Origin of the sequence: Chlorogloeopsis sp. ULAP01 (assembly GCF_030381805.1) — a bacterium.
GTDB lineage: Bacteria > Cyanobacteriota > Cyanobacteriia > Cyanobacteriales > Nostocaceae > Chlorogloeopsis.
The window spans coordinates 111,938-138,119 of the sequence record NZ_JAUDRH010000005.1; the positions used below are offsets into that span (position 1 = coordinate 111,938).

The window sequence follows — 26,182 nt, forward strand, 5'->3', positions numbered from 1 at the left end:
TTACTACCAACCCGATTTTTCAATGAAATCGGGTTTTTTTACATCCAAAAGAGTTGAAAAAAGCAACACAAGATGTTAACAAATTCTTTAACCTGGGTGACTTCTTTTACCTCTAGCCAAATTATTCCTCTGTTGGCAACTGCCACAGAATCAGACAGTGCAGCCATCATGGCAGGAGTGCTGATTAGTTTGATCGTAATTTATCTTGCCAGTATTATTGGTGCTGAGATTTGCGCTCGCTTAAATATGCCGCCAGTTTTAGGACAATTACTCGGTGGGCTTGTGGTGGGAATATCTGCATTTCACTTATTAGTATTTCCTGAGGGGGGAGGTGATAGTAGTAGTTCCCTCATCATTAATTTTTTAATAGCCACTACAGGTTTAAGTTTGGATGGAGCAGCAGCTACATTTCAAATCAATAGCGAAGTCATTTCAGTATTGGCAGAAATAGGTGTAGTAATTCTACTATTTGAAATTGGTTTGGAATCAGATTTAAAAGAACTACTGAAAGTAGGGTCTTACTCAGCGATCGTTGCATTCGTAGGAGTAGCCGCGCCCTTTTTTGGTGGAACTTTAGGATTAGTTTACTTGTTTGGTGTACCCACTGTTCCAGCAATTTTTGCTGGTGCCACTCTTACCGCAACCAGTATTGGAATTACAGCTAAAGTTTTAGCAGAACTACAATATCTCAATCGTAAAGAAGGACGAATTATTATTGGCGCTGCTGTTTTAGATGATGTTCTTGGCATTATTATTCTTGCTGTTGTTGCAAGTCTGGCAAAAACTGGAGAAGTAGAACTGACGAATGTACTATATTTGATTATCAGTGCAGTAGTATTCTTAGTCGGAGCAGTTTTACTTGGTCGTCTTTTCAATCCTTACTTTGTCAAAATTGTCGATGAGTTGAGAACTCGCGGTCAGTTGTTAATTCCGGCTTTAATTTTTGCTTTTGTTTTGTCCTACATTGCTACAGCTATTAAATTAGAAGCAATTTTAGGAGCATTTACTGCTGGTTTAGTATTAGCAGAAACTCAAAAATGTCGAGCGTTAAAAAACCAAGTTATTCCCATTGCAGATATACTAGTACCTATTTTCTTTGTGGTTGTAAGTGCCAAAACTAATATTGGCGTCTTAAATCCATTTGTACCCGAAAATCGCGAAGGTCTGATTATCGCTGCATTCTTAATTGTGGTAGCAATTGTAGGCAAAGTAATCAGCGGTTTTGCAGTATTCGACCGAGAAGAAACTAATCGATTAGCAATTGGTGTTGGCATGATTCCACGGGGAGAAGTAGGACTGGTATTTGCAGGTATCGGCTCAACAACTGGAGTTTTATCTGGTTCGTTAGATGCTGCAATTATTGTGATGGTAATTTTGACAACTTTTTTAGCACCACCCTTACTATCGTTTGTATTTCAAAAGCCAGAACAGGTGGCTGTCGAATCTAAATAAGGATAATTCACAAAGCAGAAGTTTTTTAATCAATCTTTTTGAACCAGAACATCTACGAGGTAAAAAATGCCAACTATTTCTAAAAACAACGATGTAGTTACGGTAATAATTATCTTTGCCGTAGAGCCAAAACGTCAGCAGGAATTGATAAACACAATTATTGAATTTCTAGAAACAACAGTGAAATATCAGCCCGGTTTTATCTCATCTAGCATTCATAAAAGTATAGATGAGGTGCGGGTAATGAATTATGCTCAATGGCAAACGATAGAAGACTACAAAGCCTTTATCAATAATTCTGAGGTGCAAGCAAAGGCTGCAAAATTAGGTAACTTTTCTAAACCAGAATCACACGTTTACGAAGTTGTGGTTTCTAAACCGGATAATGCCAATCTAAAAATTAGTAAAGGCGGGTTGATTCACCTTGCTGAATTCCGAGTCAAGCCAGAAAACCAAATGCGCCTAGTGGAACTAGAAAGAGAATACGTAGGAGTGGGTTTGCAAAATTCTGGACTTCTTTCTGCTAATTTTCATCGTTCCCTAGATGGTGTTCACAATGTAAATTATGGACAATGGCGCAGTTTTGCAGATTTTGAAGAATTACTAAAAGATCCAAAATACAAACCCTTGAATGAGTATTGGCAAGGGTTGGCTGAAAATGAATTTCATCTTTACGAAGTTGTTTACACCGAACCTGCTGAATAATTAGCGATCTAAGCAGTTACAATGTGCAATTTTTTGCAAAAATACTCCTTAAAGTTGATTTACTCTGTTTTTAATAACGAAGATTATTACAAATAAATCTGCACAGAAACTTACCACAAGAGGCGATCGCATAAGTCAATCAAAGATTGCAGCAGAGGGACACTAGCAATGAAAACAGGTTTAGCATACACAAGATTATTGGTAAAAGACTGGAAAGCTAGCTTTTTGTTCTACAAAGATGTGATGGAATTTGACGTTGCTGTAGAAGATGAAGAAGACGGATATGCCGAGTTTAAAGCCGGAGATATGAGGCTAAGTATATTTCGGCGACAAGAAATGGCACAACTAATTCATAATGCCGACAAGCCACCTCATGCTGAATGTCAAGACACTGTAGCATTGATTTTTACAGTCCATGATGTGGAAGAAGAATATCAACAATTAAGACATAAAGGTGTGAAATTTATCGCACCACCCATGAATAATCCCTACTTTGGAATTAAAACGGCTTATCTTCGAGATCCAGACGGAACTCTCATCGGTATATACCAGCTTTTAGTATGAGGGAATATGCTTAAACCAGCGAGCGGAGAACATTAAGCAAAATATTGGCGGTTTGTTACTGGGTAATATCCTCCCCTAGATAGGGTTACACTACCAGAAATAGATTACTTTACTGCGTGGCTCTCCACTCTTGTGATGAATTATTAGCATTTACAGAGGGCTTCCAATTTTATCAATCTCCCTGGGGATACTCCTCCCACAAAGTTGTAATTTCCCGCAAACTTTGATGATTGCCATTACCTAAAATTAAATGATCTAGCAGTGGAATACCCAAAAATTGCGCCCCTGCTAGCAACTGCCGGGTAAGTTCGATATCTTCGCTACTCGGTTCAATATTACCTGAAGGATGATTATGCGCAACTATAACTCGTGTTGCCCCTTGGCGAATCACTTCTCGAAAAATTTCGCGGGGAGGTGCTAAAGTTTCGGTGGCAGTGCCAATAGTAATTACTTGGGTTCCTAGCAAGCGATTTTTCACATCCAACAGCAAAACTGCCAAACGCTCTTTTGTTTGCCACATCAAATCTTGGCTGAGAGCAGCAGCAGCTACTGCTGGACTATCAATAACTGTCCGATCCGAAGGACGAGACTGAAAAGCACGTTTACCTAATTCAATTGCTGCCAATATGGTAGTTGCTTTTGCTGGGCCGATGCCAGGAATTTGCATTAATTCAGCAGCACTAATATCTCGCAGCACTGCCAAGGGATCTCGATCGCATTTACTCAATTCGTGTAATATGTATTGTCCCAAACCTACAGCAGAGAGTTTTCCCGCTCCTTGCCCAGTACCAAGCAGAATTGCAATTAATTCAGCAGTGGATAAAACTTTAGAACCATGAGCCAACAACCGCTCTCGCGGACGCTCGGTCTCAGGCATATCAGCAATTCTGAGACAATAAGTCATACTAAATCCAGGGAAGTACGCTTGCAGAGTATCTATACTCTAGTTATCCCCTGAAAACTCTCAAAATATAACCTATTTGACGAAATATTTAAAATTTTCTCTCTAAGCTAATAGCTATTATTTTCAGCATTAGCCATTAGCTATTAACTACTAATGTATTTGTGTTGCTTTGAGCATATGGTAAGTAATCAAAAGTTGGGTAAGGGCGAGGGGATAACTTTGAATTGTTTCCCCAGTTGTACCGGCTACTTTACCTAACTCTGGATTACTATCGCGATCGCATATACTTCTCAAGTGAGGCATATCCGAACAAATTAGATGTTCTAACTTATTAACTTGTTCTAAGGTGGCATGACCGTCAACTTCTAAAACATCAACGGGTTTACCCATATCTCGATCTAATCCCAGGCGAATTGCCGACATAGAATTATGATCGAGACCAAGAATCTGGGTAAAATTTGGATGGGGAATGGTTGGACGCAAGACTAAACGCACATTTAGGTGTCCGTTAACTTGATTTAAATCATCGTTAGGTGGATAAAAACTTATTACTATATCTGACCACTGTCGCTGTGGACGAATAAACTGTTCTGAGTCTGGTTCTCGCTTTTCTAGTTCTGCCAACACCTGTTCTTCTGTATATCCCCGCTTTTGTGTATCTCGCTTAACTTTCCAAGTAGCACGTAATTCTTCAGGGGGTGCCAGATAAACTTTCACGTCATAAGAATCACGAGCTGTACGAGTTGAATAGCCAAGCAATCCCTCAACGATCACGAATTTACCCGGTTTAATGTAAACTGGTGGCTCAAATGTCCCTGTTGTGTGACTGTAAACAGGCTTAAGAATAGGCTGTCCTATTCTCAGCAGTGACAGGTGCTGCTGCATAATATCTAAATGGTTGCAGTCGGGGTGAAGAGCTGTGATGCCAATTTCCGCACGTTGTTTGCGATCATAGCGATGGTAATCATCCGTACAAATGACTGTCACATTTTCTGGGCCAAGCACCTGAGCAATCCCTTTTGTGAGTGTGGTTTTTCCAGCAGCACTGTCACCAACAATACCAAGAATAATTGGACGGCTCATGGCTTTCTCCCGTGCAGATAGCGACTACAGTAAAGTGCAATTTTGGATTGTATGTTAGTTTACCAATTCTATAAATTTGTGAAATATAACTCAAGGAGTAGAAAGAGTGTTGCTATGCAAAATAATCACTAAATCTTAAAATAATCATCTAATAATCAAGGGTTATTGCCTTTAACTACAATTTGTGTCGATTTTTGTAAATTAATTAACTATAACTATAAATAACATCAAGATGACAAGAACACAGTTTTTGTTGTATATTTTTTGCCTTGTAAAGCATTTGTCTTTGATGGCTGGCGTGTTGTAGCTATTACTATTACCATAGTCTTTGCAAGTGTGATTCAACTATGGGGGAAGGAATTTATAGCGTTGCTGATTTCATGTATGAAAATAAGCGTCATACCAAAACCCTCGTCCAGGCAAGTTGAATTGCCAAAATTCCCTTAATAGCTTCACACTTTATGCTGTCAAAAATAGTGTCTAGTGGCTGGCATTATGCTATTAGAATGTAAGTAGAATTTTGAATTGGAGTTGTCTGTAAAGCCAATTATCTCAGGACACCCAAGCCTTTAAACGCCCCTAAAATGGTTTCGACTGCCAACGCAACCTGGAAAAAACCAGCGTTGCTGCAAACACATTAAAAATCAGCATTAAACCTGTAACCTTCATGATTTTGTCGATGAAGAACATAACCAGAAAATTCAGGAGCATCATCAGTGATAGTACCTTGACGATTGCGAAATCCATTCCAGGATAACGCGGTGCAATCATAATGAAAATCAGGATGACTGCAATGCCAACAGGTGGCACGATAATTGGAGATGCAACTGGAGAAATTGCAAGTTGAATTGCAGTGGGGTTAGCAGGCACCGGTGGCTCTACAGGGTGAACAACCGGGAAGATTGCTTTCAAAGCGGAAAGTAACAGAACAATGCCAGTCGCAATTTCTACAGCTTCTAAAGAAATCTTATAACGAGCTAACAAACTCCGTCCTAATAGCACGATGAACAAACAGATCGCACTGGCGATCAAAACTCCCTTGACTGCAACCTCCCGCTTGAATGCGAGCGACATTGAGTGCATGATTTTTGCAAAAGCGGGAATGGTTTTAATAGGCCCGATCGTTAAGAAAAAAATCGTAAAAATGAATGGTTCTGCTTCCATAGGACTAGGTTAATAACAAAATTGGCGAAAAGAAATACTATCACGCTGAAATGTCAGAAATCCCTTGATATTCTTCTTTTGATCAAAATATTTGTGTTGTTTTTTGTTTTGAACTCAATTTTGAAAGCAAGGTATGAGGCGATGCCCTATAAAAACAATGTTTTATTTCTCTAGCATCTATGTTGTGCTTGTGCAGCATTCTTTAATATAGAGCGATCGCGCTTCACTCAAAGAGACGGCAAAGGCCACCCTACAACTTCCAATAACGATCAAAAAACAAGGCGATCTCCATCATGACGTTCTGCGCTTCTGGAGTCAGAAAAGCGGTTAGATAATCGCCATGCGACATTCCCTCATACAGGTGCAACTCCGCAGGGATGCCTGCGGCTCTGAGCTTACAATGGGTACGGGTCGTTGTACTCAACAGTAGATCCCTCGTGCCAGAAATGAGGATAGCAGGTGGGCATCCAGAAAAATCGCCGTAAATTGGAGACAATTGCTCATCGTATAAAGCATGGCTACCTGCATATAGCTTCGTGGACTCTAATAATCTTCCTTCATCCGACCTAGCATACGATCCACTTCCGCATTTAGATACAAACTGTCTCCGGTTTTCGTCAAGTCAGCATAAGGCGTACCGAGGAACAAAGCCACTGGCATCGCTAGTCCCTCTTGTTTGCAGCGCAGCATTGTCGTCATGATCAATCCGGCTCCTGCGGAGGTGCCACCCATGACGACAGATTTAGGATCATAGTCGTTCACAACTGCTTTCCAGACTGTTAGCACATCATCTGGTGCTGCTGGAAAGGGGAAGTCGGGTGGCATTCGGTAATCTATCGACAAAGCGTGCGTTTGGCAAGTCTGAGCCTGTAACATCGCTTCTCCGACTGCTGCGATACCGCCATTGAACAAAAAGGCACCGCCATGCACATGAACAATCAGATGGTTCTCTTTGCCAGGGGCGATCAATTTAGGCGAGACTCGATAGCACGATACGCCCTCAATCTCGACAGACTCGATTGTGATACCCATTTGCTTGGCACCCGCGATCGCAAGATTTTCATACACCTGATTCGCCTCTTTCTGTAGCGCCTTCCAGCCTTCTGCGGTCGTCGGCATGGAGACAAGCGGCGGGATTGGCGTGGCAATATGCTTTTGTAGTTCGGGCGAAACCGTGCTTGGAACAGGGACTTCCTTTGCAGGGATGGCGAGGTGAGGCAGCGTTTCCATCGAGTCTACTCCTTACTAGATCAGTTAAATCTCTGCATTTTTCGGATTCAGACGCATCAACCCTATGATCATCGCCCGAAATGTTGCCCGATTAGCGTTGTTTCTGCCGTTTCTACTAGATCATCAGCAGCACGCGACAGACTGATTGTGTAAGTTCCTTCATCGATGCGCCACTGCCCTCGATCGCCATCAAACCTTGCCAGCAGTCGCGGATCAGCCATCATCTCCACCCGCTTTGATTCACCTGGTTCTAGTTGCACTCGCTCGAAACCCAGCAGCCGCATCCGTTTGTCACCTGCTGCTTCAGTTAAATAGAGTTGTGGCACATCTGCCCCTGCACGATCGCCCACATTCTTGACCGTAAGGCTTGCCTTAATTGTTTCACCGCCCTCAATGGTGAAGTTACTGTAGGCAAAGCGCGTATAGCTCAATCCATAACCAAACCCATAAAGCGGCTTTGCATTCGTTTTGGCAAACCAACGATAGCCAATCTCAGCCCCTTCATTAAAGTGAACGGTCGAAGGTTTACCAAAGGGTTCACCAAAATTTGGAAGTTCTGGACGTGGCAGTTGTTGAACATCGGCAGGGAACGTAATCGGCAAGCGACCTGAAGGATTGATTCGTCCAGTGAGGACTTCTGCGATCGCAGTTCCGCCCGCTTGTCCCGGAAACCATAGCTCGATGATCGCTTTGACTTTATCTCGCCACGGCATCGCGATCGGATTGCCTGTTTCGAGAACCACGATTGTATTCGGATTTGCAGTAGCGACAGCTTCGATCATGGCATCCTGTCCGTAAGGGAGGGTGAGATCCGGATCGTCGAAGCCTTCACTTTCAAATTTGACCCCAAAGACGATCGCAATATCTGCACGACGCGCTTGTTCAGCCGCATCAGCAGGATAAATGCCAGGATCGAACATCACCTTTGTATGGGGAAGTTGCTTCTTGATTTCCGCCAGTGGCGCACAAGGGTGATAAGCTTCGGTTCGGACGGGAGCAAGTAGGGAGTCTCCACCAATGGGAATTTCAGCTGCATAGCCACCGGTTGGTAGAGTTTGGCTCGATCCGCCCCCTGCAACGACTCCTTTGTTCACCTGCCAGCCAATCACCGCAATAGTTTTGAGATCAGGTGAAAGCGGTAGGATTGCATCGTCGTTTTTCAGCAACACAATCCCCTGACGAGCAACTTCCAGCGCCGCATCATTATGCTTCGCCATATCTACCGTGTATCCTGACTCACCATCCCATTGATCTACACCCACCATGTGAATTGATCGTAGAATCCGCCGCACCATATCAGATAATCGCGCTCTCGGAAATTCACCGTTTGCCATTGCTTCTTTGAGTGGCTCATTAAACCATTCTTTCTGGTCTAACTGTGCGCCTGAATGCTGATCGAGACCTTTAAGGGCGAAATCCCAATGATAAACTGCCATCCAGTCTGACATGATGTAGCCTTTGAAGCCGATCGCATCTTTGATCACACCATTCAAAATCGGATCATTGCCACAATTGTACGCGCCGTTAACTTTGTTGTACGCTCCCATCAGCGAACCCGGATTGCCGCGCTCGATGCCGATTTGGAACGCGAGTAAATCGGATTCTCGATGGGCGATCGGATCGATGATTGCATCTAACCAAAACTTGTTTATCTCATTGACGTTGAGCGAAACGTGCTTGAGCATCGATATCACGCCTTCGGACTGTGTGCCAATCACATTCTCAGCGCCCATCACACCGGAAAGCCAAGGATCTTCTGAGATGTATTCAAAGTTGCGTCCGTGGCGCGGATCACGAGGCAGATTAATACCACCACCACAGATTACATTGTAGCCGCGTAGTCTTGCCTCTCGACCGATCACCGCACCCGCTTCCCGTGCCAATGTCGGGTTAAAGGTTGAACCCAGGCACAGCCCACAAGGTAGGGCGGTTGCCGTATCACCGACTCGACTGCCGAGCGGATTAGTTACGCCAATTGGTCCGTCAGTAATTTTCTGGGGTGGAACTCCCAATCGCGGCACCCCTGGAACATAGCCCGCAAGTCGCCCAATCTCTTCGGGTACTCGCTTTTCTCTGACACCCCGCAGCACCACCATCAGACTGAGGATCAGCGAAAAGCGTTCATCATCAGTCATCTGCGCTTCAATCTCAGCAGCCCAGCGATCGGCTTCAGAGCTATTCAGTGCTTGTGAAACGGGACTTGATGAAACAGGATCTTGTACCATTACTGATCTCCTTTAGTCGATGAGTAGGCGCGAACTCGCTGAGAGATAGTGTTGCAATTCCAATCACTCGATCAACCTAGCAATCGCTGAATAGCACCCGCCTTGATTTCAGCTTCAAGCAAGAAATTGAGATCACAGATTCAGGCAAAACTTATTAAGTTGATGTACTGAAACATATCTAAGGCTAAATTAAAGTAAAAATGATTTTGTTAATTTTTATTTAAGAAAGCAAAATATATGCTTGTCACTATTAGGATTAAGCTTTTTGTATGCTTATTCATCAAAATATCAGATTGAAATAACTGTGGCGAACTGTCCAAAGTAAAATCTTTTACGGAACTCGGTGTTGGCGATCGCACTTTATGGCAAATAAGACTCTTGGTTTAGAAAAACACATTTATGATTACTTACTTTCCGTATCTCTACGGGAGCCAGAACTTCTAGCTCAACTGCGGCAGGAAACAGCACAGCATCCAATGGCTGAAATGCAAATTGCACCAGAGCAAGGACAATTGATGGGATTGCTGGTGCGGTTAATCGGGGCAAAGAAAACGTTGGATATTGGTGTCTTTACTGGTTATAGTTCTCTGGTAGTGGCATTGGCATTGCCAGCAGATGGCAAAGTAGTGGCTTGTGATGTCAGTGAAGAGTACACAGCTATTGCTCGTCGCTACTGGCAGCAAGCAGGTGTGGCAAATAAAATTGAATTGCACATTGCTCCAGCCCTGGAAACACTAGAGCAGTTGTTAGCAGCAGGAGAAGGAGAAAGCTTTGATTTTGCCTTTATTGATGCTGACAAAAGCAACTATGAGAATTATTATGAACTCGCTTTGCAACTTGTACGTTCAAAAGGGCTAATTGCGATCGACAACGTGTTATGGTCAGGTCAAGTAGCCGATCGCAATGTCCAAGACAATCGCACTAACAAAATTCGTGCTTTAAATCAGAAAATACATCAAGATCAAAGAGTTACGATCAGTATGATACCAATTGCAGATGGCTTGACTCTAGCTATGAAAAATTAAAACTTAGCATTTATGTATAGAAACTTAGAGTATTAAATCATTTTAAAAATTAATACACTAAATACTTACAAAAGTTGTCATTTAATATCATGTCCGGTTAATCAAACTGAAGAAAAATGTTTGCTCGTAGTCAGGACTAAAGTCCTCAAGCCGGAACTGAAATCCTGACTACAAACTGTTTATAATGGGCGATTTGACTAAAGCAGATTTGTTTTTACTATGAAGATGCGAGTATCTGTAGCGATCGCATTTGCTCCATATTGTATACATACATCGGCATTGGGTGTAGCACTGTCAAATTTTAAGAACTTGGAAAGATGCATCGTAACTTATCGAGCAACAGCGATCGCTAAGCCACTGTTAATTTTGTTGGCGCAGTTTTTCCTGCTGGCGTTTTCTTTTCTCTTCTGTCAAACTATCAAAACAGTGGGGACAAGAAATTCCTTCCTCGTACTTTAAAGAAGTGCGATCAACTTCTGAGAGCGGATGCCCACAACTAGCACACATTTGGTGAGTGCCAGATTCCAAACCGTGACGAACTGCCACGCGTTCATCGAAAACAAAACACTCTCCTTCCCACAAACTTTCTTCTGCTGGAACTTCCTCTAAATATTTGAGAATACCACCTTTGAGATGATAAACTTCTTGAAATCCTTGGGAGAGCATAAAAGCCGAAGCTTTTTCACAACGAATTCCACCAGTACAAAAGAGTGCCACCTTCTTGTGTTGATTTGGATCAAGTTGCTTGCCAATATAATCCGGAAATTGGCGAAATGATTCTGTTTTGGGATTTTGCGCCCCTTTAAAAGTGCCAATACTCACTTCATAATCATTGCGAGTGTCAATCACTGTCACTTCTGGATCGCAAATAATGGCATTCCAGTCTTTAGGACTGACATAAGTTCCCACGCTTTTATTAGGGTTGACTTCGGGCAGCCCAATAGTGACAATTTCTTTTTTTAGACGTACTTTCATCCGCTCAAACGGCGGTGAGTCAGCACAAGACTCTTTGTGTTCCAAATCTGCAAGGCGCGAATCTGAACGCAGAAAAGATAATACTGAGTCTACGCTCTGACGCGAGCCAACAATCGTGCCGTTAATACCTTCTTGTGCCAGCAGAATCGTTCCCTTAATGCCTTGCACTTGGCAATAGGATAGTAAAGGTTGTTGTTTCTCGACAAAATCTGGCAGATTAACAAATTTATAAAATGTAGCAACAACTAACGTCATTTCTAGCTCTGTGGGAATGAAAATACAAGATCAGGATATGAGCAATATTTATCTATATTATCTTCCCAGTTTTGAGCGCACAGCAGATACAGAATACTTCCAAGGTTACGAGCTACTCAGTTAGGTTTGTTAGCTTACTCTTCCAAGACTAGTGCTTTTAACTGTTCCATCAGCCTTTCTAGTGATTCTCGCTTGGTAGGATGATCCCAAATTTGCGATTTATCCAGCAGACGGACAATTGCATTCATACGATTTTTAAGGGATGATTGCCGATCGCCATTAGTACTTGTAGTAGCAAGACTGGTGATCCGCTCTTTGATTTGAGAAAGCGAAAGTGTTTTGGCGATCACTTCTTCTAGCAGTGCTTCCCTTTGTTCTCTATCTTTGACTCTAGCAATGACTTGAGCTTTGGTATAAGCTATCTTTCCTTGACGTAGAGCTAATAAAATTTCCTCAGGTAAATTCAGTAAAGGCAAGCGACTACTAACGAAAGACTCCCAACTCATTAACCCTAATCCTCTAAATACTTCTATTACAGTTTGCCCTTGTTCACTGCCCAAAACGTTTTGGGTATTTTTATGTTTAGCTTCATGCTGCATCCTATAAAGTAATTTAGGAATACTTTGAATTTCTAGATTCAGCTTCATTGCCAATAGTTGTAGAATACCCTCTGTTTCCTCAACCGGATTCAAGTCTTCTCGTTGTAAATTCTCAATTAAGCTAATCTGCAATGCTTCTTCGTCGTTGAGTTGGCGCACTATCACAGGAATTTGTGTTATCTGAAGTTCTTTTGCTGCTCGATAGCGTCGTTCTCCACTGACTAACTCGTACATCTCGTTATGAATGGAGCGAACTAAGAGTGGCTCAAGAATACCATGCTGCCTGACTGATTCCACTAATTCTTGCATCTTGTTAGGCTCAAAGTAGTGTCGAATCTGCGCTGGTGGTAAAAAAATTTTCTCAATCGCCACTACTGTAGTAGCCTGTATTGTGTTTGATAGTGTTTGGTTCGACCATCTAGTTATGTATGGTTTGATTTCTAGTGTTTTATGCTGGTAGATCATGGTGATGTTGTTAAATACTAAAGTTTTATAGCGTGCTGCACCTAAAAAACACTCCTAGTCTCAAGCATTAAGCCATCAATGCTTGTACTAATGAAAATTCTTATGTTCAATCAACCTTGATAATTGATTATTAGTAAGCTCTGTAAAGGCTTACTGAGCAAACCATTTTTAATGCTTCTAACTTTCTAGACACTTATCAGCACTCTTATGCTTCTGGTATTACTGTCAATGGTGTTGAGTTGATTGCCTACTTATTATAGAATACCCCCCCAGGGGACATACAAAACAGTTAGTAGAATACCTTTGACAAAAAAATTGACTTTTGTTGGCTTGACTTCAACTATAGATGTCATCAAGATAGGGAGACAAACTTTTATAGATTCGGGAACATGAATAATATATATCGCAAAGACGCTCACTTGCAATGCAAAGATAGCCTATAAATATTTTTGTGCTGGTCGGCGATCATTTTGTGACATCTAGATATATTGTTGCTGATTTGATACTCATATGCAACATCGGAATCATTCATTAACTTCTAAATTTGGCATCAATACTTCTTGTTTTACTTATCTATAATTTTTTCTTAAAAATAAAGTTATTGCTTGTTTTAGCTTCATTTTTTTGACCATATCAAAGCTTTTCTATTGATATCAAAATCTATAAAATAATGCTTGTTGCTAGCATATATCATGTTAATCACCACATAATATACGTCTAAACACCAAAAATACAACAAATTGTAAATGAAAAGTATTGATAGAGTTAACAATCAGCTAATCTGAATTTTATGGAATTTTCTAAACAAGCTTTTGCTATACTTACGTCCTAAAAATCTTGTTTAGCAAACCTTGAGATAATCTTTTTGTAAATACAGTAATGAGATGATGTAATCATTGTTCTAAAGGGTTTGTAATGCAAAAATTGATATTTGACTTATCAATTGATTCAGACCAATTTTAAGAAAAGTATTAATTTTCAATGTGATTAGGCTTAAAAATGATAGTTTTTGATTGAGTCTAGATATAGTAATTAAAAAAGTTTTTTTGTATATCAGCAAATCAACATAGTTTAAAAACGTTTCTTAACCTTTAAGCTCCGCTGGATAATTTTAAATATGTTGTATGCATTGCGACTCAGTTATTTAATCAAAATCCAATTATTGAGGATGAGTTACTTATGTATATATTCAAGATAGTTATTGTGGTGTGAATATTAACTAAAATGATTGTCAGACACAATTACTATACTTTTGGTCAGTTGATTTAACTTAGATTAAGTGCATAATAAATTTTGGATGCATTTGAGATAGTCATCAAACCAAAACTGACAATCTGTCAAAGATATTTGATTTGAGTTAAACAGGACAATAAGTGAATGGATACCAATTTTGATAATGACTGCGACAACTGCAAATTTCTTTTGCTGTGTAGTTTTACTACAAGTTTTGCAATAATTAATAAAATTGGTTTACCAATTTGCTTTGTCTAGACTTGGCTATTTATAGCTAAGTAATAGTCTTTAGCGAATTGAGGTTTAAAACAATGAATGTTTTCTTTTTTGTTTCTCATTGGTTAATGCAGAAATCAAGCAATATATTGCTTGATAAATTGCTAAAAGTGAGAAACAGGCATTGGTTAATAATCGACATCATTATTTTTGCCGCTACACCCCTATTAGCTTTGATTCTGCGCTTAGATGGAATACCTAGCCTAGAAGCATATCTGCCAAACTTAGCATTTGCCACAACACTATTTTTGCTGATCAAACAATTCATTTTATGGAGTTCTGGTTTTTATCGCCGTTACTGGCGCTATGCCAGCATTGAAGAACTCACATACATCGCTATGTTGATGGCAGCAGCGATTATCATACAATCGTTTTGTTTTGATGTGATTCATAGCATCCCAAACTCTGTTTTCAGTGGACTTCCACGTTCATTGCCATTAATTGATGGACTACTTTCGTTTATTTTCATCGGTGGTTTGCGTTTCAGCATCAAAGCAGTAGAAAAAACTCACCAAAAACGAGCAGTATTTAACCCCTCACAACGAGTACTGATCGTCGGGGCTGGGAAAGCTGGAGTGTCTTTATTGCAACAAATGCAAACAAATCCTCAACAGGGTTTTTATCCAGTTGCCTTTGTTGACGACGATCCCCAAAAACTATATGCACACATTCACGGTATTCCTGTAGTGGGCGATCGCCACAAAATACCTGATATTGTCAAATCTTTGCAAATTCACAAGGTGATTATTGCAATGCCAACAGTTGCAGGAAAAGTGATTCGAGAAATCGTTGATATTTGCAAAGCTACCGGCATTCAAACCAGTACTTTACCAGGAATACATGAAATCCTGAATGGACGAGTAAGAGTGGATAGCATTCGTGATGTGCGGATTGAAGATTTACTCAGGCGTGAACCAATACAGACAGATATTGGACGAGTTGCGGAATTTTTGGCAGGCAAGAGAGTACTAATTACAGGCGCAGGCGGCTCGATTGGTAGTGAGCTTTGCCGTCAAATTTACAAATGTCATCCTGCCCAAATGATGCTAATGGGGCATGGTGAGAATTCTGTGTTCAATATTCAGCAGGAATTAGAACAACTAGTTCAAGCCCTAACAGCAGATGGGAAATCTGCAAGATATGCCCCTCGTCTTCATATCTTCATTGGCGATATTCGTTACCGCGATCGCCTTAAACACGCCTTTGAGCGATTCCAGCCAGATGTGATTTTTCATGCCGCAGCCCACAAGCACGTTCCTCTGATGGAATTAAATTCACCAGAAGCAATTACTAACAACGTACTGGGAACAAAAAATTTAGTGGATCTGGCGCTGCAATACAAAGTTCAACATTTCGTGATGATATCTACAGATAAGGCAGTTAATCCCACCAATGTGATGGGAGCAAGTAAAAGAGTTGCAGAAATGTTGGTATTGCAAGCAGCAAAAAAAAGTGGCTTATCTTATGTTGCTGTGCGCTTTGGTAATGTTTTGGGTAGTCGTGGCAGTGTCGTCCCGACTTTCACTAGGCAAATTTTAGCAGGAGGCCCCGTCACAGTTACCCATCCGGAAATCCGCCGCTATTTCATGACGATTCCAGAGGCAGTGCAATTAGTGTTGCAAGCAGCAGTAATTGGGCATGGTGGAGAAGTGCTGATGTTAAATATGGGACAGCCAGTGAAAATAGTTGATTTGGCAAAGGAATTGATTCGTCTTTGTGGATATGAAGTCAACAAAGATATTGAAATTGTCTTTACTGGTTTGCGTCCAGGTGAAAAGTTATTTGAAGAGTTGTTTATTGAAGGAGAAGAGTACGAACCAACTGAGCATGAAAAGTTGTTAGTTGTCAAAAATGCGAGTCGAATTGTTCCAGATAATTTGACTATTGCTGTCGAAGATTTATGCAAGGCCGCGGCTAAGAATCATACGAATTTAATTCTGTTTCTACTTGAGCAAATCGTCCCAGGATATAAACCAAAATATTTAGGGAATAGTACAGCAACATCTACTATCAAAAATAATGCTATCGTCACAGTAACTAACAATATTTAGTGTGCTATCAAAATATGCAGATTACGACAATGAGTGATCTAAAACTCAAATTCATAAAGAATTTGGAGTAAATCTAAATGAAAGTTTTGTCAGTGCAAAATATTGTGAAACATTGGAGGAATTTATCAGGTGGCTCCATCAACCGCCAAATTTTGGGAGCAGCGATTACGGTTGGTTTAGGAACAGCATTAATCAAAATAGTGGCTGTGTTTAAAGAATTAATTGTCGCTTGGAAGTTTGGAATTGGAGATACTTTAGATGCATTTTTAATTGCCATGCTAGTTCCTGATTTCATCATTATTGTCGTAGCTGGTTCTTTTCATGCTGCTCTCATTCCTACATATATTCAAGTACGAGAACAAGAAGGCATAAATGCAGCTCAAAAACTTTTTTCTGGAGTTATGCTCTGGAGTTTAGGACTGCTTTTAATCACAACCATACTAATGTTGGCTACTGCACCCTTGTATTTACCACAAATTGCAGCAGGATTTAGTGCTGAAAAATTAGATTTGACTTTTAAGCTGCTATGGGTGATTGCACCTGTGGTAATGCTGAATGGAATCCTTCTAATCTGGGGTGCAGTTTTGAATGCGGGTGAGCGTTTTGCGTTAGCAGCTGTGTGTCCAATTATGACGCCAGCCATAACAATAATATTTCTATTACTGAATAAGTCTTGGGGTGTTTTTGCCTTAGCAGCAGGGTTAGTTGGTGGTGCAGTATTGGAAATTATTCTTTTGGGAGCGGCAATTTATCAGCAAGGCGTTTTATTGGAGCTGAAGTGGTATGGATTGAATGCTCACTTACATCAGGTAATTAATCAATTTTTTCCGGCAATGGCAGGATCGTTTTTAATTGGTAGCGCTGCTTTTGTCGATCAATCGATGGCAGCAATGTTATCGCCTGGGAGTGTAGCAGCACTTAACTACGGACAAAGAGCGATCGCCTTCCCCATTAGCTTAGTTACCACAGCATTGGGTACTGCCGTAATTCCTTATTCTTCAAAAATGATTGCCTGTAAAGATTGGCAAGGTGTGCAACATACACTTAAGCATTACCTACAACTAATATTTGTAGTGACTGTACCACTTACAGGAATTTTGATTGTCTTTTCAGAGCCTATAGTTCAGATACTTTTTCAAAGAGGTTCTTTTACAGCCGAAGATACTCATTTAGTAGCTCAAATTCAAAGTTGTTTTGCCTTACAGATACCCTTTTATATTGGCAATATTTTAGTCGTGAAATTTATTACATCTATGCAACTGAATCATATACTAATGTGGGCGGCTGGATTTGATTTAATAATTAATATCACTTTAAATTATTTATTTATGCAATGGATAGGCATTAAAGGTATTGCCTTATCTACAAGTTGTGTGTATTTATTCACATTTTTATTTGTCTTTTTGTTGATAACAAAAAAGTTAAGAGAACTTAGTAAATAATTCTAGATAAATATGAAAGTGATTTTTAATAATTTGTAGTTTGGTATCCAAAAATGAGACTAACATTAGTTATTTCTTCCCTTACTTCTGGAGGTGCAGAGCGGGTAATGTCAATTATGGCTAATTACTGGGCTGCAAAGGGATGGGCAATTACATTATTGACTTTGCCAGAGAGTTCGGTATCTCCCTTCTACAATTTAGATTCGCGCATTCAATATGTTCCTTTAGGTATAGCTGGAGATTCTTCTAATTTGTTGGCAGCAATCTCAAATAATCTTAAGCGAATTCAGATACTTAGATCTGTCATTGTTGAGAGTAAACCTGATGTTGTGATTAGCTTCTTAGACGTAACTAATGTATTAACTTTACTGGCAACCCAGAAATTGCGAATTCCTTTAGTAGTAGATGAACAAGTTCATCCAGCCATGTACCCGATTGGTAAAATTTGGGAACTTCTACGGCAATGGACTTACCAAAAGGCAGATCGAGTTGTTGCAGTAACTGCCAGGGCGTTGAACTATTTTTCACCCCAGATACAAGCTCATGGTTGTGTTATTCCCAATCCAGCTTTATCAGTAAGCAATAGTAACAGTTCATCAGCAAAATTACTGGTGAAGCCATCACTAATTGCGATCGGACGTCTTGTTCCGCAAAAAGGATTCGATCTGCTTCTACGAGCCTTTGCCAAACTAAAAGACTGCTATCCTGAATGGACATTGACAATTTTGGGAGAAGGAGAGTTACGTCCAGAACTCGAATCTTTGCGCGATCGCTTGGGATTAGTAAATCGTGTTCATCTTTTAGGAACAGTGAAAAATCCCCATGACTATCTTAAGCAAGCGGATATTTTTGTCATGTCTTCACGCTTTGAAGGTTTTCCCAATGCTTTATGCGAAGCAATGGCTTGTGGATTACCTGTCATTTCTACAGATTGTCCTAGCGGCCCAAAAGAAATCATTCGTGATGGAATAGATGGTATCTTGGTGCCTAATCTAGATGAATTAGCCTTAGCCGCAGCAATGGATCGCTTAATATCTGATGAACAAGAGCGCAAACATTTAGCTAGCCGTGCGCCAGAAGTAACTGAACGATTCAGCTTAGAAAAAGTTATGGGAATGTGGGAAGCATTAATTGAAGAAGTCATCAAGGAAAAAAGAAAATGATAACTCAAGAGCAACAAACTTTAGAGAGTAATAAAAGCTATCAATATGTCTTTACAGTCTTCACGGCAACCTATAATCGTGCCTATACTCTGCCTAGAGTTTATGAAAGTCTTAAAGCACAAACATACTGCGATTTTGAATGGTTAATTATAGATGATGGTTCAACTGATAATACTAAAGAATTAGTAGAGCAGTGGCAAGAAGAAAATCAATTTCCGATTCGCTATATCTATCAACAAAATGGTGGGTTACATATTGCTCTGAATCGAGGTGCAAGGGTAGCTCAAGGAGAGTTATTTCTTCAGCTTGACTCTGACGATTCATGTGTACCGGAAGCACTAGAGCGGCTTAAATATCATTGGGATTCTATTCCTTTAGATAAAAGAGAAAATTTTACTGGAGTAACAGGTTTGTGTAACGACCAATATGGAAATATTGTTGGTAATTTATTTCCTTATCATCCTATTGATTCAGATGTTTTAGAAATCCGTTATCGCTTCAAAGTAATAGGTGAAAAATGGGGATTTAACCGTACTGATATACTTCGACAATTTCCCTACAGTGAGGAAATTAGAGGAGGTTATATTTCACAAAATGTGATTTGGAATAAAATTGCCAGACAATATAAAACTAGATTTGTCAATGAATTTCTCAGAATATATTGGACAGATCAACCCTCAATTATGCGCAACACTTCCAACCCAGGTAAAAACGCTTTAGGCGAGCGTCTGTCACTTTTAACTATTCTAAATGAAGAAATAGATTGGTTTAAATTTGCTCCTGTAAGCTTTTTACGTGCAGCAATTCACTATAGCCGATTTTCTTTTCATCTAAATATTGCTATCACTGACCAAATGTCAAATATAGCTCCAATGCTTGGCAAATTACTATGGCTAATAGTGTTACCAATAGGATATCTTTTGTACTTCAAAGATAAAAATATTACCAAATAAAAATAATGACAAAAAAAATTGTATTTCTCATTCGAGACCTTAACTACGGCGGTGCGCAAAGACAATTAGTGACACTCGCAAAAAGTCTCAACCAACAAAACTTTGATGTAACTATTTTATGCTTTTACCCTCACTGTCCTTTAGAGAAAGATTTGATAAATAGTAATGTCAAATTAATCTCTTTACAAAAACAAGGACGTTGGGATTTAATTCGCTTCTTTTGGCGTTTAGTTCAATATCTAAAGCATATTCAACCTGATGTGTTGCATGGATACCTGACTGAACCTAATCTATTCACTATCTGTTTAAAGCCCTTGTTTCCCTCAACTCGGATGATTTGGGGAATACGCGGTTCTAATTATGAGTGCGATCGCCATGATTGGCGGGTGCAATTGTACCAACAACTAGAAAACTTACTATCACATTTCGCTGACCTGATTATAGTTAATTCTCATGCAGGGCGAGATGATTACCTAACTCGCGGATTTCCAGCTAGCAAGATGATAGTAATTCCCAATGGCATTGATACTGAACGTTTTCAACCTAATCCAGAAGCTGGAGCAAAAGTACGACAAGAATGGGGAATTTCAGAAGACACGATTTTGATTGGTTTGGTAGGAAGACTAGATCCAATGAAAGATCACCCTACCTTTCTCAAGTCTGCGGCACTATTGTGTGCAGAAAGAAAGGATGTGCATTTCGTTTGTGTAGGAACTGGATCGGAAAACTATGCACGGGAATTACATCAGCTAACTGCTGATTTAGGGATTTCTGAAAAGGTAATTTGGGCGGGAGCGCGCTCAGATATGCCTGCGGTACACAATGCCCTGGATGTAGCTATTTCCGCTTCTGCCTACGGAGAAGGATTTTCTAATACGCTAGGAGAGGCAATGGCTTGTGGCGTGAAGTGTATAGCGACAGATGTGGCTGATTCAGCCTGGATTATTGGTGACGCAGGTTTAGTTATACCACCCAAAAGCCCAGAAGCATTGACTGCTGCGATTAAGCAATTCATAGATAATGCTCAATTCAATGGCAAGAGTCGAGAAGATATTCGACAGCAAGTGGTGACTCGGTTTTCAGTCCGTCAATTACTACTAAAAACAGAAGCTGCTTTTCTGCAATGATGTCATGAATATAAAGTTACTTAAAACATCAAATTTACTTTTGTACTATCAATGTACTTTAGCTGTAGGAGCAGTTTTAATTTTTTTTACAAATTTGGATACATATCTAGAAACTGCCGTGGCAGCGCCCTCTCCTAAGCTTTGGATTATTGTCTTTGCTGTTGCCTCTATTCCCTTATTTTCAACCTTTATTTCTAGAAAAAAATATTTCTCACTCAGTCTGTTAGCTTGGTTGACTGGATATTTTGTCATATCAGTTATTTATTTGGGTTTAAGCTCTCAGTATGAATCCTCATTTGATGAGTTTAAATCTCGAATTTTAACAATATTTTTTATCTTATTAATGAGTTTAATTTTTTCTCAGTATTCTATTGTTCAAACTTGGGCTAGGCGTAGCATACTGGCTGTTACTTTCATAAATATAATTACCTATTTTTATGGATTAATGAATCCTTCAGCATTTGTAACTATAATTGAACATCAAAGTGCAGAGCTAACAGGTCGTCCGTCGGGATTCTATGTAGATGCTAATAGAGCTGGCTGTGCATTAGTTAGTGGTTTAATTTTAACTATAGGTCTACTACCTAAAAGATATCGTTTACCCTTTGTTGTAATTATTTTTATTGGTATTTTTATAACTTTTTCTCGCAGTGCTCCAATTACATTGTTAATTGTACTAGTATTATTAATTAGTAAGAATGAAATTCCACGTAAATATGTATTTTTAGGAATCCCTTTATTAGGAATAATCTTAATAGTTATAAATTTGCTCGGATTAAATTTATTAGATACTCACAACTTTGAATATAGTGGGTTGCTGAAAGATACGACAATCCATAGGATTAACCAGTTTGAATCTCCTTTATCTAGTGATGCTATTTTTGATGCTTCTGGGCAAACACGTTTATTTATACTAGAGCTATCTTGGCAAAAATTTCTAGAATCACCATTTTTTGGTTGGGGAGTTGGCTACACTTTAGAACTTGAAAAAATATACAATATTAGACCACATAATATGTATTTATTATTTATGCTTGAACATGGATTTTTAGGAGCTTTATTTTTACCTTTTTTAGTTATATCTGTAACACAAAACGCGAGTAAAAGAACTCAAAATATCAGTTTGGCTTTTGCTGCTTTAATTCTGACATGGGCAATATTTAGCCATAACATTTTTGAACAGCGTGAATTTCTACTTATGTTTTCATTAATAGCTGCGATGAATGTAACCAGCCACTTTGAACAAAAATATCAAAAAATGCAAAAATTATGAAAATTATTTATGTGACTACTGAACTCTCTACAGGTACAGGCGGGGGTGAAAGAATGCTTTACAACATCCTATCTAAAATCAATCTTTCCCGGTTTAGTCCTGTTGTGGTTTCTTTGATGGATCGGGGGATATGGGGCGATTCTATTGAAGCATTGGGTATTCCAGTTCATACGTTGGGAATGAAAGCAGGACAGCCGACATTAGAAGCCACTTGGCAATTAATTCGTACAGTACGGCAACATAATCCCGATCTGATTCAAGGCTGGATGTATCACGGTAATTTTGCTGCGCAATTAGCTGGTGCTTTTTTATTCAAGAAAACACCGATTTTATGGAATATTCAATGTTCACTTGATTCTTTGACTCAACTTGATAATAAAATGACCGCAACTATTGTTAAAAGTTGTGCTTATCTATCTCGGTTGACTAGCAAAATTGTGTTTGTTTCTCAAACTAGTAAAGTACAACATGAAGCTTTGGGATATTGCCAAAAAAAAAGCTACGTAATTCCTAATTCTTGTGATACTTCACTATTTAAACCATTGTTGGAGGCTAAATCAAGTGTTAGGTCAGAACTAGGTTTATCAGAAAATACTCTACTGATTGGATTGATGGGTCGCTATCATCCAATGAAAGACCATACAAATTTTCTTCAAGCTGCTGCTATTCTCTTAAAAGAATATTCTCATACCCATTTTCTTTTAGCTGGTTCTGGAGTCAATCCAGAGAATCATACTTTGCAACGTTTAATTGAAGATTTAAAAATTGGCGATCGCATCCACTTGTTAGGGCATCGCAGTGATATGCCTCGTCTTAATGCTGCTGTTGATATTGCTACTTCTTGTTCTGCTTTTGGAGAAGGATGGCCTTTAGTAGTAGGGGAGGCTATGTCTTGCGGTGTGCCTTGTGTTGTTACAAATGTGAGTGATTCAGCGTCGATTGTAGGTAATACAGGACGGGTAGTACCTCCACAAAATTCAGAGGCATTGGCTCAAGCTTGGAAAGAGTTAATTGATATTGGTTCAAAGGGCAGAGAAGCATTAGGAAAATCAGCACGAGCCAGAATAATCGAATACTTTTCTTTAGACTCAGTTGTTGATCAGTATGAAGCATTATATGAAAGTGTTTTGTCACAAAATAAATTATTTGAAAAATTTGTAGTCAATTTAGGGAGATAATATGAAATCTAACCTTGATATAAAAGTAGTCGAAGGATTTGGTGATGAATGGAGCAGATTCGACCAATCTACTCTTTCTCAAGCAGAACATCTAGAAATGTTCTACGAGTATTTCGATATCTTTCCTTGGTATACCCTGCCAAAAGATGCGGTTGGTTTTGATGTTGGATGTGGTAGTGGTAGGTGGGCAAAGTTAGTAGCTCCGAGAGTGGGTAAGTTACACTGCATAGATCCTAGTAGCGCTGCTTTAGATGTAGCTAAAAAAAATCTAAGTAAAATGTCAAATTGTGAATTCCATTTAGCAGGAGTTGATCATCTGCCTTTAGAAAACAATTCTGCCGATTTTGGTTATGCATTAGGTGTGCTGCATCATACTCCTGATCCTGCTAGCGGCATCAAAATTTGTGTTTCAAAACTTAAACAATCAGCTCCATTTTTGCTCTATTTATACTATAAATTTGATAATAGACCTTTGTGGTTTTACTTACTCTGGCAAATAACTGAGCCTGTTCGCTTTTTGATATCTCGTTCACCTTATTCACTTAGGTATTTACTTAGTCAAATCATTGCAATTTTCATTTATTTTCCCCTTGCTCAGGGTGCATTGCTGCTAGAAAAGCTTGGATTCAATGTAGATTCTTTTCCTCTTTCCGCGTATAGAAACAGAAGTTTTTATGTCATGCGGACTGATGCTTTGGATCGGTTTGGTACAAAATTAGAAAAGCGATTCACCAAAAAAGAAATTCAAAAAATGATGGAAGATGCAGGTTTGGAAAGAATCAGTTTTAGGAATTCTGCTCCTTACTGGTGTGCAATAGGTTACAAAAAATAGGTGGAATAAATGGATGTGTGGTATAACTGGTTTTTTCAATCCCTCTGCACAAACTAGTTCTGAGCAAATGCAGGTAATTGTTCAGGCTATGTCCTCTACATTAGTTCATCGTGGCCCTGATGATGGAGGTAGCTGGGTTGATGCAGAGATGGGAATTGCCTTGGGGCATCGGCGACTGGCGATTGTAGATCTTTCACCAGAAGGACATCAACCGATGGTGTCTGCTGACGATCGCTATATGATTGTTTTTAATGGTGAGATTTACAACTTTTTAGAATTACGGCATGAACTCGAACAACTAGGACACCGCTTTCGCAGTCATTCTGATACTGAGGTGATGCTGGCTAGTTTTAGCCAATGGGGTTTAAATGGGGCAATTAAGCGCTTTAACGGGATGTTTGCCTTTGCTTTATGGGATCGGCAAGCACAGGTTTTGCATTTAGGGCGCGATCGCTTGGGTGAAAAGCCCCTTTATTACGGTTGGATCAATCAGACGCTGCTATTCGCTTCGGAATTAAAAGCTCTGAAAGCTTATCCCCATTTCCAGGCTCAAATCAACCGAGATGCTTTGACTTTGTTTCTCCGGTTTAGCTACATTCCTGCACCTTATTCAATCTACGAAGGCATCTATAAATTGCCACCTGGTTGTGTCCTCACCTGGAATGGTATAGAACCTTATTCTCAACCGACATCTTACTGGTCTGTTAAGGAAACTGCCCACAAGGGCATTGCTGAACCCTTCATAGGTTCAGAACAGGAAGCAATAGCACAGTTAACAGCTTTGCTACAAGATGCTGTGAAACTGCGAATGGTTGCAGATGTACCCTTGGGTGCTTTTCTCTCAGGAGGTATTGATTCTTCCACAGTCATAGCCCTGATGCAGGCTCAAAGTAGGCAACCCGTTAGAACATTTAGCATCGGTTTTAATGAAGATGTTTACAACGAAGCCCAGTATGCTAAGGAGGTAGCACGGCATCTAGGCACAGATCACACAGAACTTTATGTAACTCCACAAGAGGCACTTGCTGTTATCCCTAAGCTACCAACGCTTTACGATGAACCATTCTCAGATTCCTCTGGTATACCTACCTTTCTGGTATCGCAACTAGCTAAACAAGATGTAACAGTTAGTCTTTCAGGCGATGGTGGCGATGAACTGTTTGCAGGATACAATCGCTATTTCTGGGGTCGCAGTATTTGGCAGAAAATAGGGTGGATGCCACCAAAATTACGCAAGGATGCAGTTGGTGTTTTAACTCACATCTCACCCCTAGTGAAGAATAGTGCTTTTGCTGGCTTTAGCAACTTAATACCAGCTAAATTCAAACCACTTTTGCTTGGAGATACATTGCACAAGCTGAGTGAAATTTTGGCAGTTGCTAATCCTGAGATGATGTACACTCATCTGGTTTCCCATTGGAAACAACCAGAAACTTTAGTCAGAGGTGGTTTAGAACTACCTACAGCTTTAAGCGATCGCCAATGCTGGGCTAATTTACCCGACTTCACTCAACGGATGATGTATCTTGATGCAGTGACTTATTTACCCGACGATATCCTAGTCAAGGTAGATCGAGCCAGTATGGGTGTGAGTTTAGAAGGGCGGATACCACTATTAGATCACCGTATAGTAGAATTTGCTTGGCGTCTGCCGCTAGCTATGAAAATTCGCAACGGGCAGGGTAAGTGGCTACTGCGCCAAGTTTTGTATAAGTATGTTCCTCAAAATCTGATTGAGCGTCCGAAGATGGGATTCAACATTCCCATTGATAGCTGGCTACGTGGTACTTTGCGAGACTGGGCAGAGACACTGCTAGATGAAAGTCGGTTGCGGCAAGAAGGATTTTTAAACCCACAGCCGATTCGGCAGAAATGGAAAGAACATCTTTTGGGCGATCGCGACTGGCAATACTATCTATGGGATGTGCTGATGTTCCAGGCGTGGCTGGAAAACAACTAGATATACAGTATCGCTAGCGGCAAAAGATATTAAGTAAATCGTAGTGGC

21 protein-coding genes and 1 pseudogene are annotated in these 26,182 nt (G+C 39.9%); 13 read left to right on the forward strand and 9 right to left on the reverse strand.

The features are described 5' to 3' along the window. The first annotated feature begins 72 nt into the window (after positions 1-72). The 3 genes from QUB80_RS11140 to QUB80_RS11150 all read left to right on the forward strand — a co-directional run bounded on the left by QUB80_RS11140 (position 73) and on the right by QUB80_RS11150 (position 2,721). The gene (locus QUB80_RS11140; protein WP_289789574.1) at positions 73-1,452 is read left to right on the forward strand and encodes a cation:proton antiporter; all 1,380 of its coding nucleotides are present in this window, start codon (positions 73-75) and stop codon (positions 1,450-1,452) included. A 66-nt stretch (positions 1,453-1,518) separates the two neighbouring features. Then, on the forward strand, positions 1,519-2,157 hold the full coding sequence (locus tag QUB80_RS11145; protein WP_289789575.1) for an antibiotic biosynthesis monooxygenase: 639 nt from the start codon (positions 1,519-1,521) through the stop codon (positions 2,155-2,157). Positions 2,158-2,325: 168 nt separating this feature from the next. After that, on the forward strand, positions 2,326-2,721 hold the full coding sequence (locus QUB80_RS11150) for a VOC family protein (protein ID WP_289789576.1): 396 nt from the start codon (positions 2,326-2,328) through the stop codon (positions 2,719-2,721). Positions 2,722-2,893: 172 nt separating this feature from the next. Here QUB80_RS11150 and radC read toward each other — a convergent pair whose 3' ends face one another. The 6 genes and pseudogenes from radC to QUB80_RS11180 all read right to left on the reverse strand — a co-directional run bounded on the left by radC (position 2,894) and on the right by QUB80_RS11180 (position 9,123). Further along, the gene (radC, locus tag QUB80_RS11155) at positions 2,894-3,625 is read right to left on the reverse strand and encodes a RadC family protein (protein ID WP_289789577.1); all 732 of its coding nucleotides are present in this window, start codon (positions 3,623-3,625) and stop codon (positions 2,894-2,896) included. A 150-nt stretch (positions 3,626-3,775) separates the two neighbouring features. Further along, positions 3,776-4,708 (reverse strand): phosphoribulokinase, encoded by a 933-nt coding sequence (locus tag QUB80_RS11160; protein WP_289789578.1) that lies wholly within the window; start codon positions 4,706-4,708, stop codon positions 3,776-3,778. 579 nt (positions 4,709-5,287) lie between these two features. Continuing rightward, the gene (locus QUB80_RS11165) at positions 5,288-5,872 is read right to left on the reverse strand and encodes a MarC family protein (RefSeq protein ID WP_289789579.1); all 585 of its coding nucleotides are present in this window, start codon (positions 5,870-5,872) and stop codon (positions 5,288-5,290) included. A gap of 250 nt (positions 5,873-6,122) precedes the next feature. Further along, positions 6,123-6,404, reverse strand: a pseudogene (locus tag QUB80_RS11170) (alpha/beta hydrolase); the annotation flags it as partial. A gap of 11 nt (positions 6,405-6,415) precedes the next feature. Next, positions 6,416-6,991 carry an alpha/beta hydrolase gene (locus tag QUB80_RS11175; RefSeq protein ID WP_289789580.1) on the reverse strand — a complete coding sequence of 192 codons (576 nt, stop codon included), beginning with the start codon at positions 6,989-6,991 and terminating at the stop codon, positions 6,416-6,418. A 179-nt stretch (positions 6,992-7,170) separates the two neighbouring features. Beyond that, positions 7,171-9,123, reverse strand: coding sequence for a beta-glucosidase family protein (locus QUB80_RS11180; protein ID WP_289789581.1), 1,953 nt, complete (start codon positions 9,121-9,123; stop codon positions 7,171-7,173). A 566-nt stretch (positions 9,124-9,689) separates the two neighbouring features. Between QUB80_RS11180 and QUB80_RS11185 the strand changes: the two genes are divergently transcribed. Continuing rightward, positions 9,690-10,352 carry a class I SAM-dependent methyltransferase gene (locus QUB80_RS11185; protein ID WP_289789582.1) on the forward strand — a complete coding sequence of 221 codons (663 nt, stop codon included), beginning with the start codon at positions 9,690-9,692 and terminating at the stop codon, positions 10,350-10,352. A 197-nt stretch (positions 10,353-10,549) separates the two neighbouring features. Here QUB80_RS11185 and QUB80_RS11190 read toward each other — a convergent pair whose 3' ends face one another. From QUB80_RS11190 to QUB80_RS11200, 3 genes are all read right to left on the reverse strand, one after another. Next, complete coding sequence (locus QUB80_RS11190; RefSeq protein ID WP_289789583.1) at positions 10,550-10,675, reverse strand: DUF3172 domain-containing protein; 126 nt, start codon at positions 10,673-10,675, stop codon at positions 10,550-10,552. A gap of 37 nt (positions 10,676-10,712) precedes the next feature. Further along, on the reverse strand, positions 10,713-11,582 hold the full coding sequence (trhO, locus tag QUB80_RS11195; protein ID WP_289789584.1) for an oxygen-dependent tRNA uridine(34) hydroxylase TrhO: 870 nt from the start codon (positions 11,580-11,582) through the stop codon (positions 10,713-10,715). A 134-nt stretch (positions 11,583-11,716) separates the two neighbouring features. After that, positions 11,717-12,646, reverse strand: coding sequence for a ParB/RepB/Spo0J family partition protein (locus tag QUB80_RS11200; RefSeq protein ID WP_289789585.1), 930 nt, complete (start codon positions 12,644-12,646; stop codon positions 11,717-11,719). Between the two features lie 1,544 nt (positions 12,647-14,190). Between QUB80_RS11200 and QUB80_RS11205 the strand changes: the two genes are divergently transcribed. From QUB80_RS11205 to asnB, 9 genes are all read left to right on the forward strand, one after another. Next, positions 14,191-16,206: a polysaccharide biosynthesis protein gene (locus QUB80_RS11205; RefSeq protein ID WP_289789586.1), complete on the forward strand. Its 2,016-nt coding sequence runs from the start codon at positions 14,191-14,193 to the stop codon at positions 16,204-16,206. Positions 16,207-16,283: 77 nt separating this feature from the next. Beyond that, positions 16,284-17,648: a murein biosynthesis integral membrane protein MurJ gene (gene murJ, locus QUB80_RS11210; RefSeq protein ID WP_289789587.1), complete on the forward strand. Its 1,365-nt coding sequence runs from the start codon at positions 16,284-16,286 to the stop codon at positions 17,646-17,648. A gap of 53 nt (positions 17,649-17,701) precedes the next feature. Beyond that, the gene (locus tag QUB80_RS11215) at positions 17,702-18,811 is read left to right on the forward strand and encodes a glycosyltransferase family 4 protein (RefSeq protein ID WP_289789588.1); all 1,110 of its coding nucleotides are present in this window, start codon (positions 17,702-17,704) and stop codon (positions 18,809-18,811) included. Next, complete coding sequence (locus QUB80_RS11220) at positions 18,808-19,764, forward strand: glycosyltransferase family A protein (protein WP_289789589.1); 957 nt, start codon at positions 18,808-18,810, stop codon at positions 19,762-19,764. Before QUB80_RS11215 ends, QUB80_RS11220 begins: the two co-directional genes overlap by 4 nt. A 5-nt stretch (positions 19,765-19,769) precedes the next feature. Then, on the forward strand, positions 19,770-20,891 hold the full coding sequence (locus tag QUB80_RS11225; protein WP_289789590.1) for a glycosyltransferase: 1,122 nt from the start codon (positions 19,770-19,772) through the stop codon (positions 20,889-20,891). 4 nt (positions 20,892-20,895) lie between these two features. Then, positions 20,896-22,164 carry an O-antigen ligase family protein gene (locus QUB80_RS11230; RefSeq protein WP_289789591.1) on the forward strand — a complete coding sequence of 423 codons (1,269 nt, stop codon included), beginning with the start codon at positions 20,896-20,898 and terminating at the stop codon, positions 22,162-22,164. Beyond that, positions 22,161-23,342, forward strand: coding sequence for a glycosyltransferase family 4 protein (locus QUB80_RS11235; RefSeq protein ID WP_289789592.1), 1,182 nt, complete (start codon positions 22,161-22,163; stop codon positions 23,340-23,342). Before QUB80_RS11230 ends, QUB80_RS11235 begins: the two co-directional genes overlap by 4 nt. A gap of 1 nt (position 23,343) precedes the next feature. Further along, positions 23,344-24,174 carry a class I SAM-dependent methyltransferase gene (locus QUB80_RS11240; protein WP_289789593.1) on the forward strand — a complete coding sequence of 277 codons (831 nt, stop codon included), beginning with the start codon at positions 23,344-23,346 and terminating at the stop codon, positions 24,172-24,174. Between the two features lie 13 nt (positions 24,175-24,187). Further along, complete coding sequence (gene asnB / locus QUB80_RS11245) at positions 24,188-26,134, forward strand: asparagine synthase (glutamine-hydrolyzing) (protein WP_289789594.1); 1,947 nt, start codon at positions 24,188-24,190, stop codon at positions 26,132-26,134. Positions 26,135-26,182 lie beyond the last annotated feature (48 nt).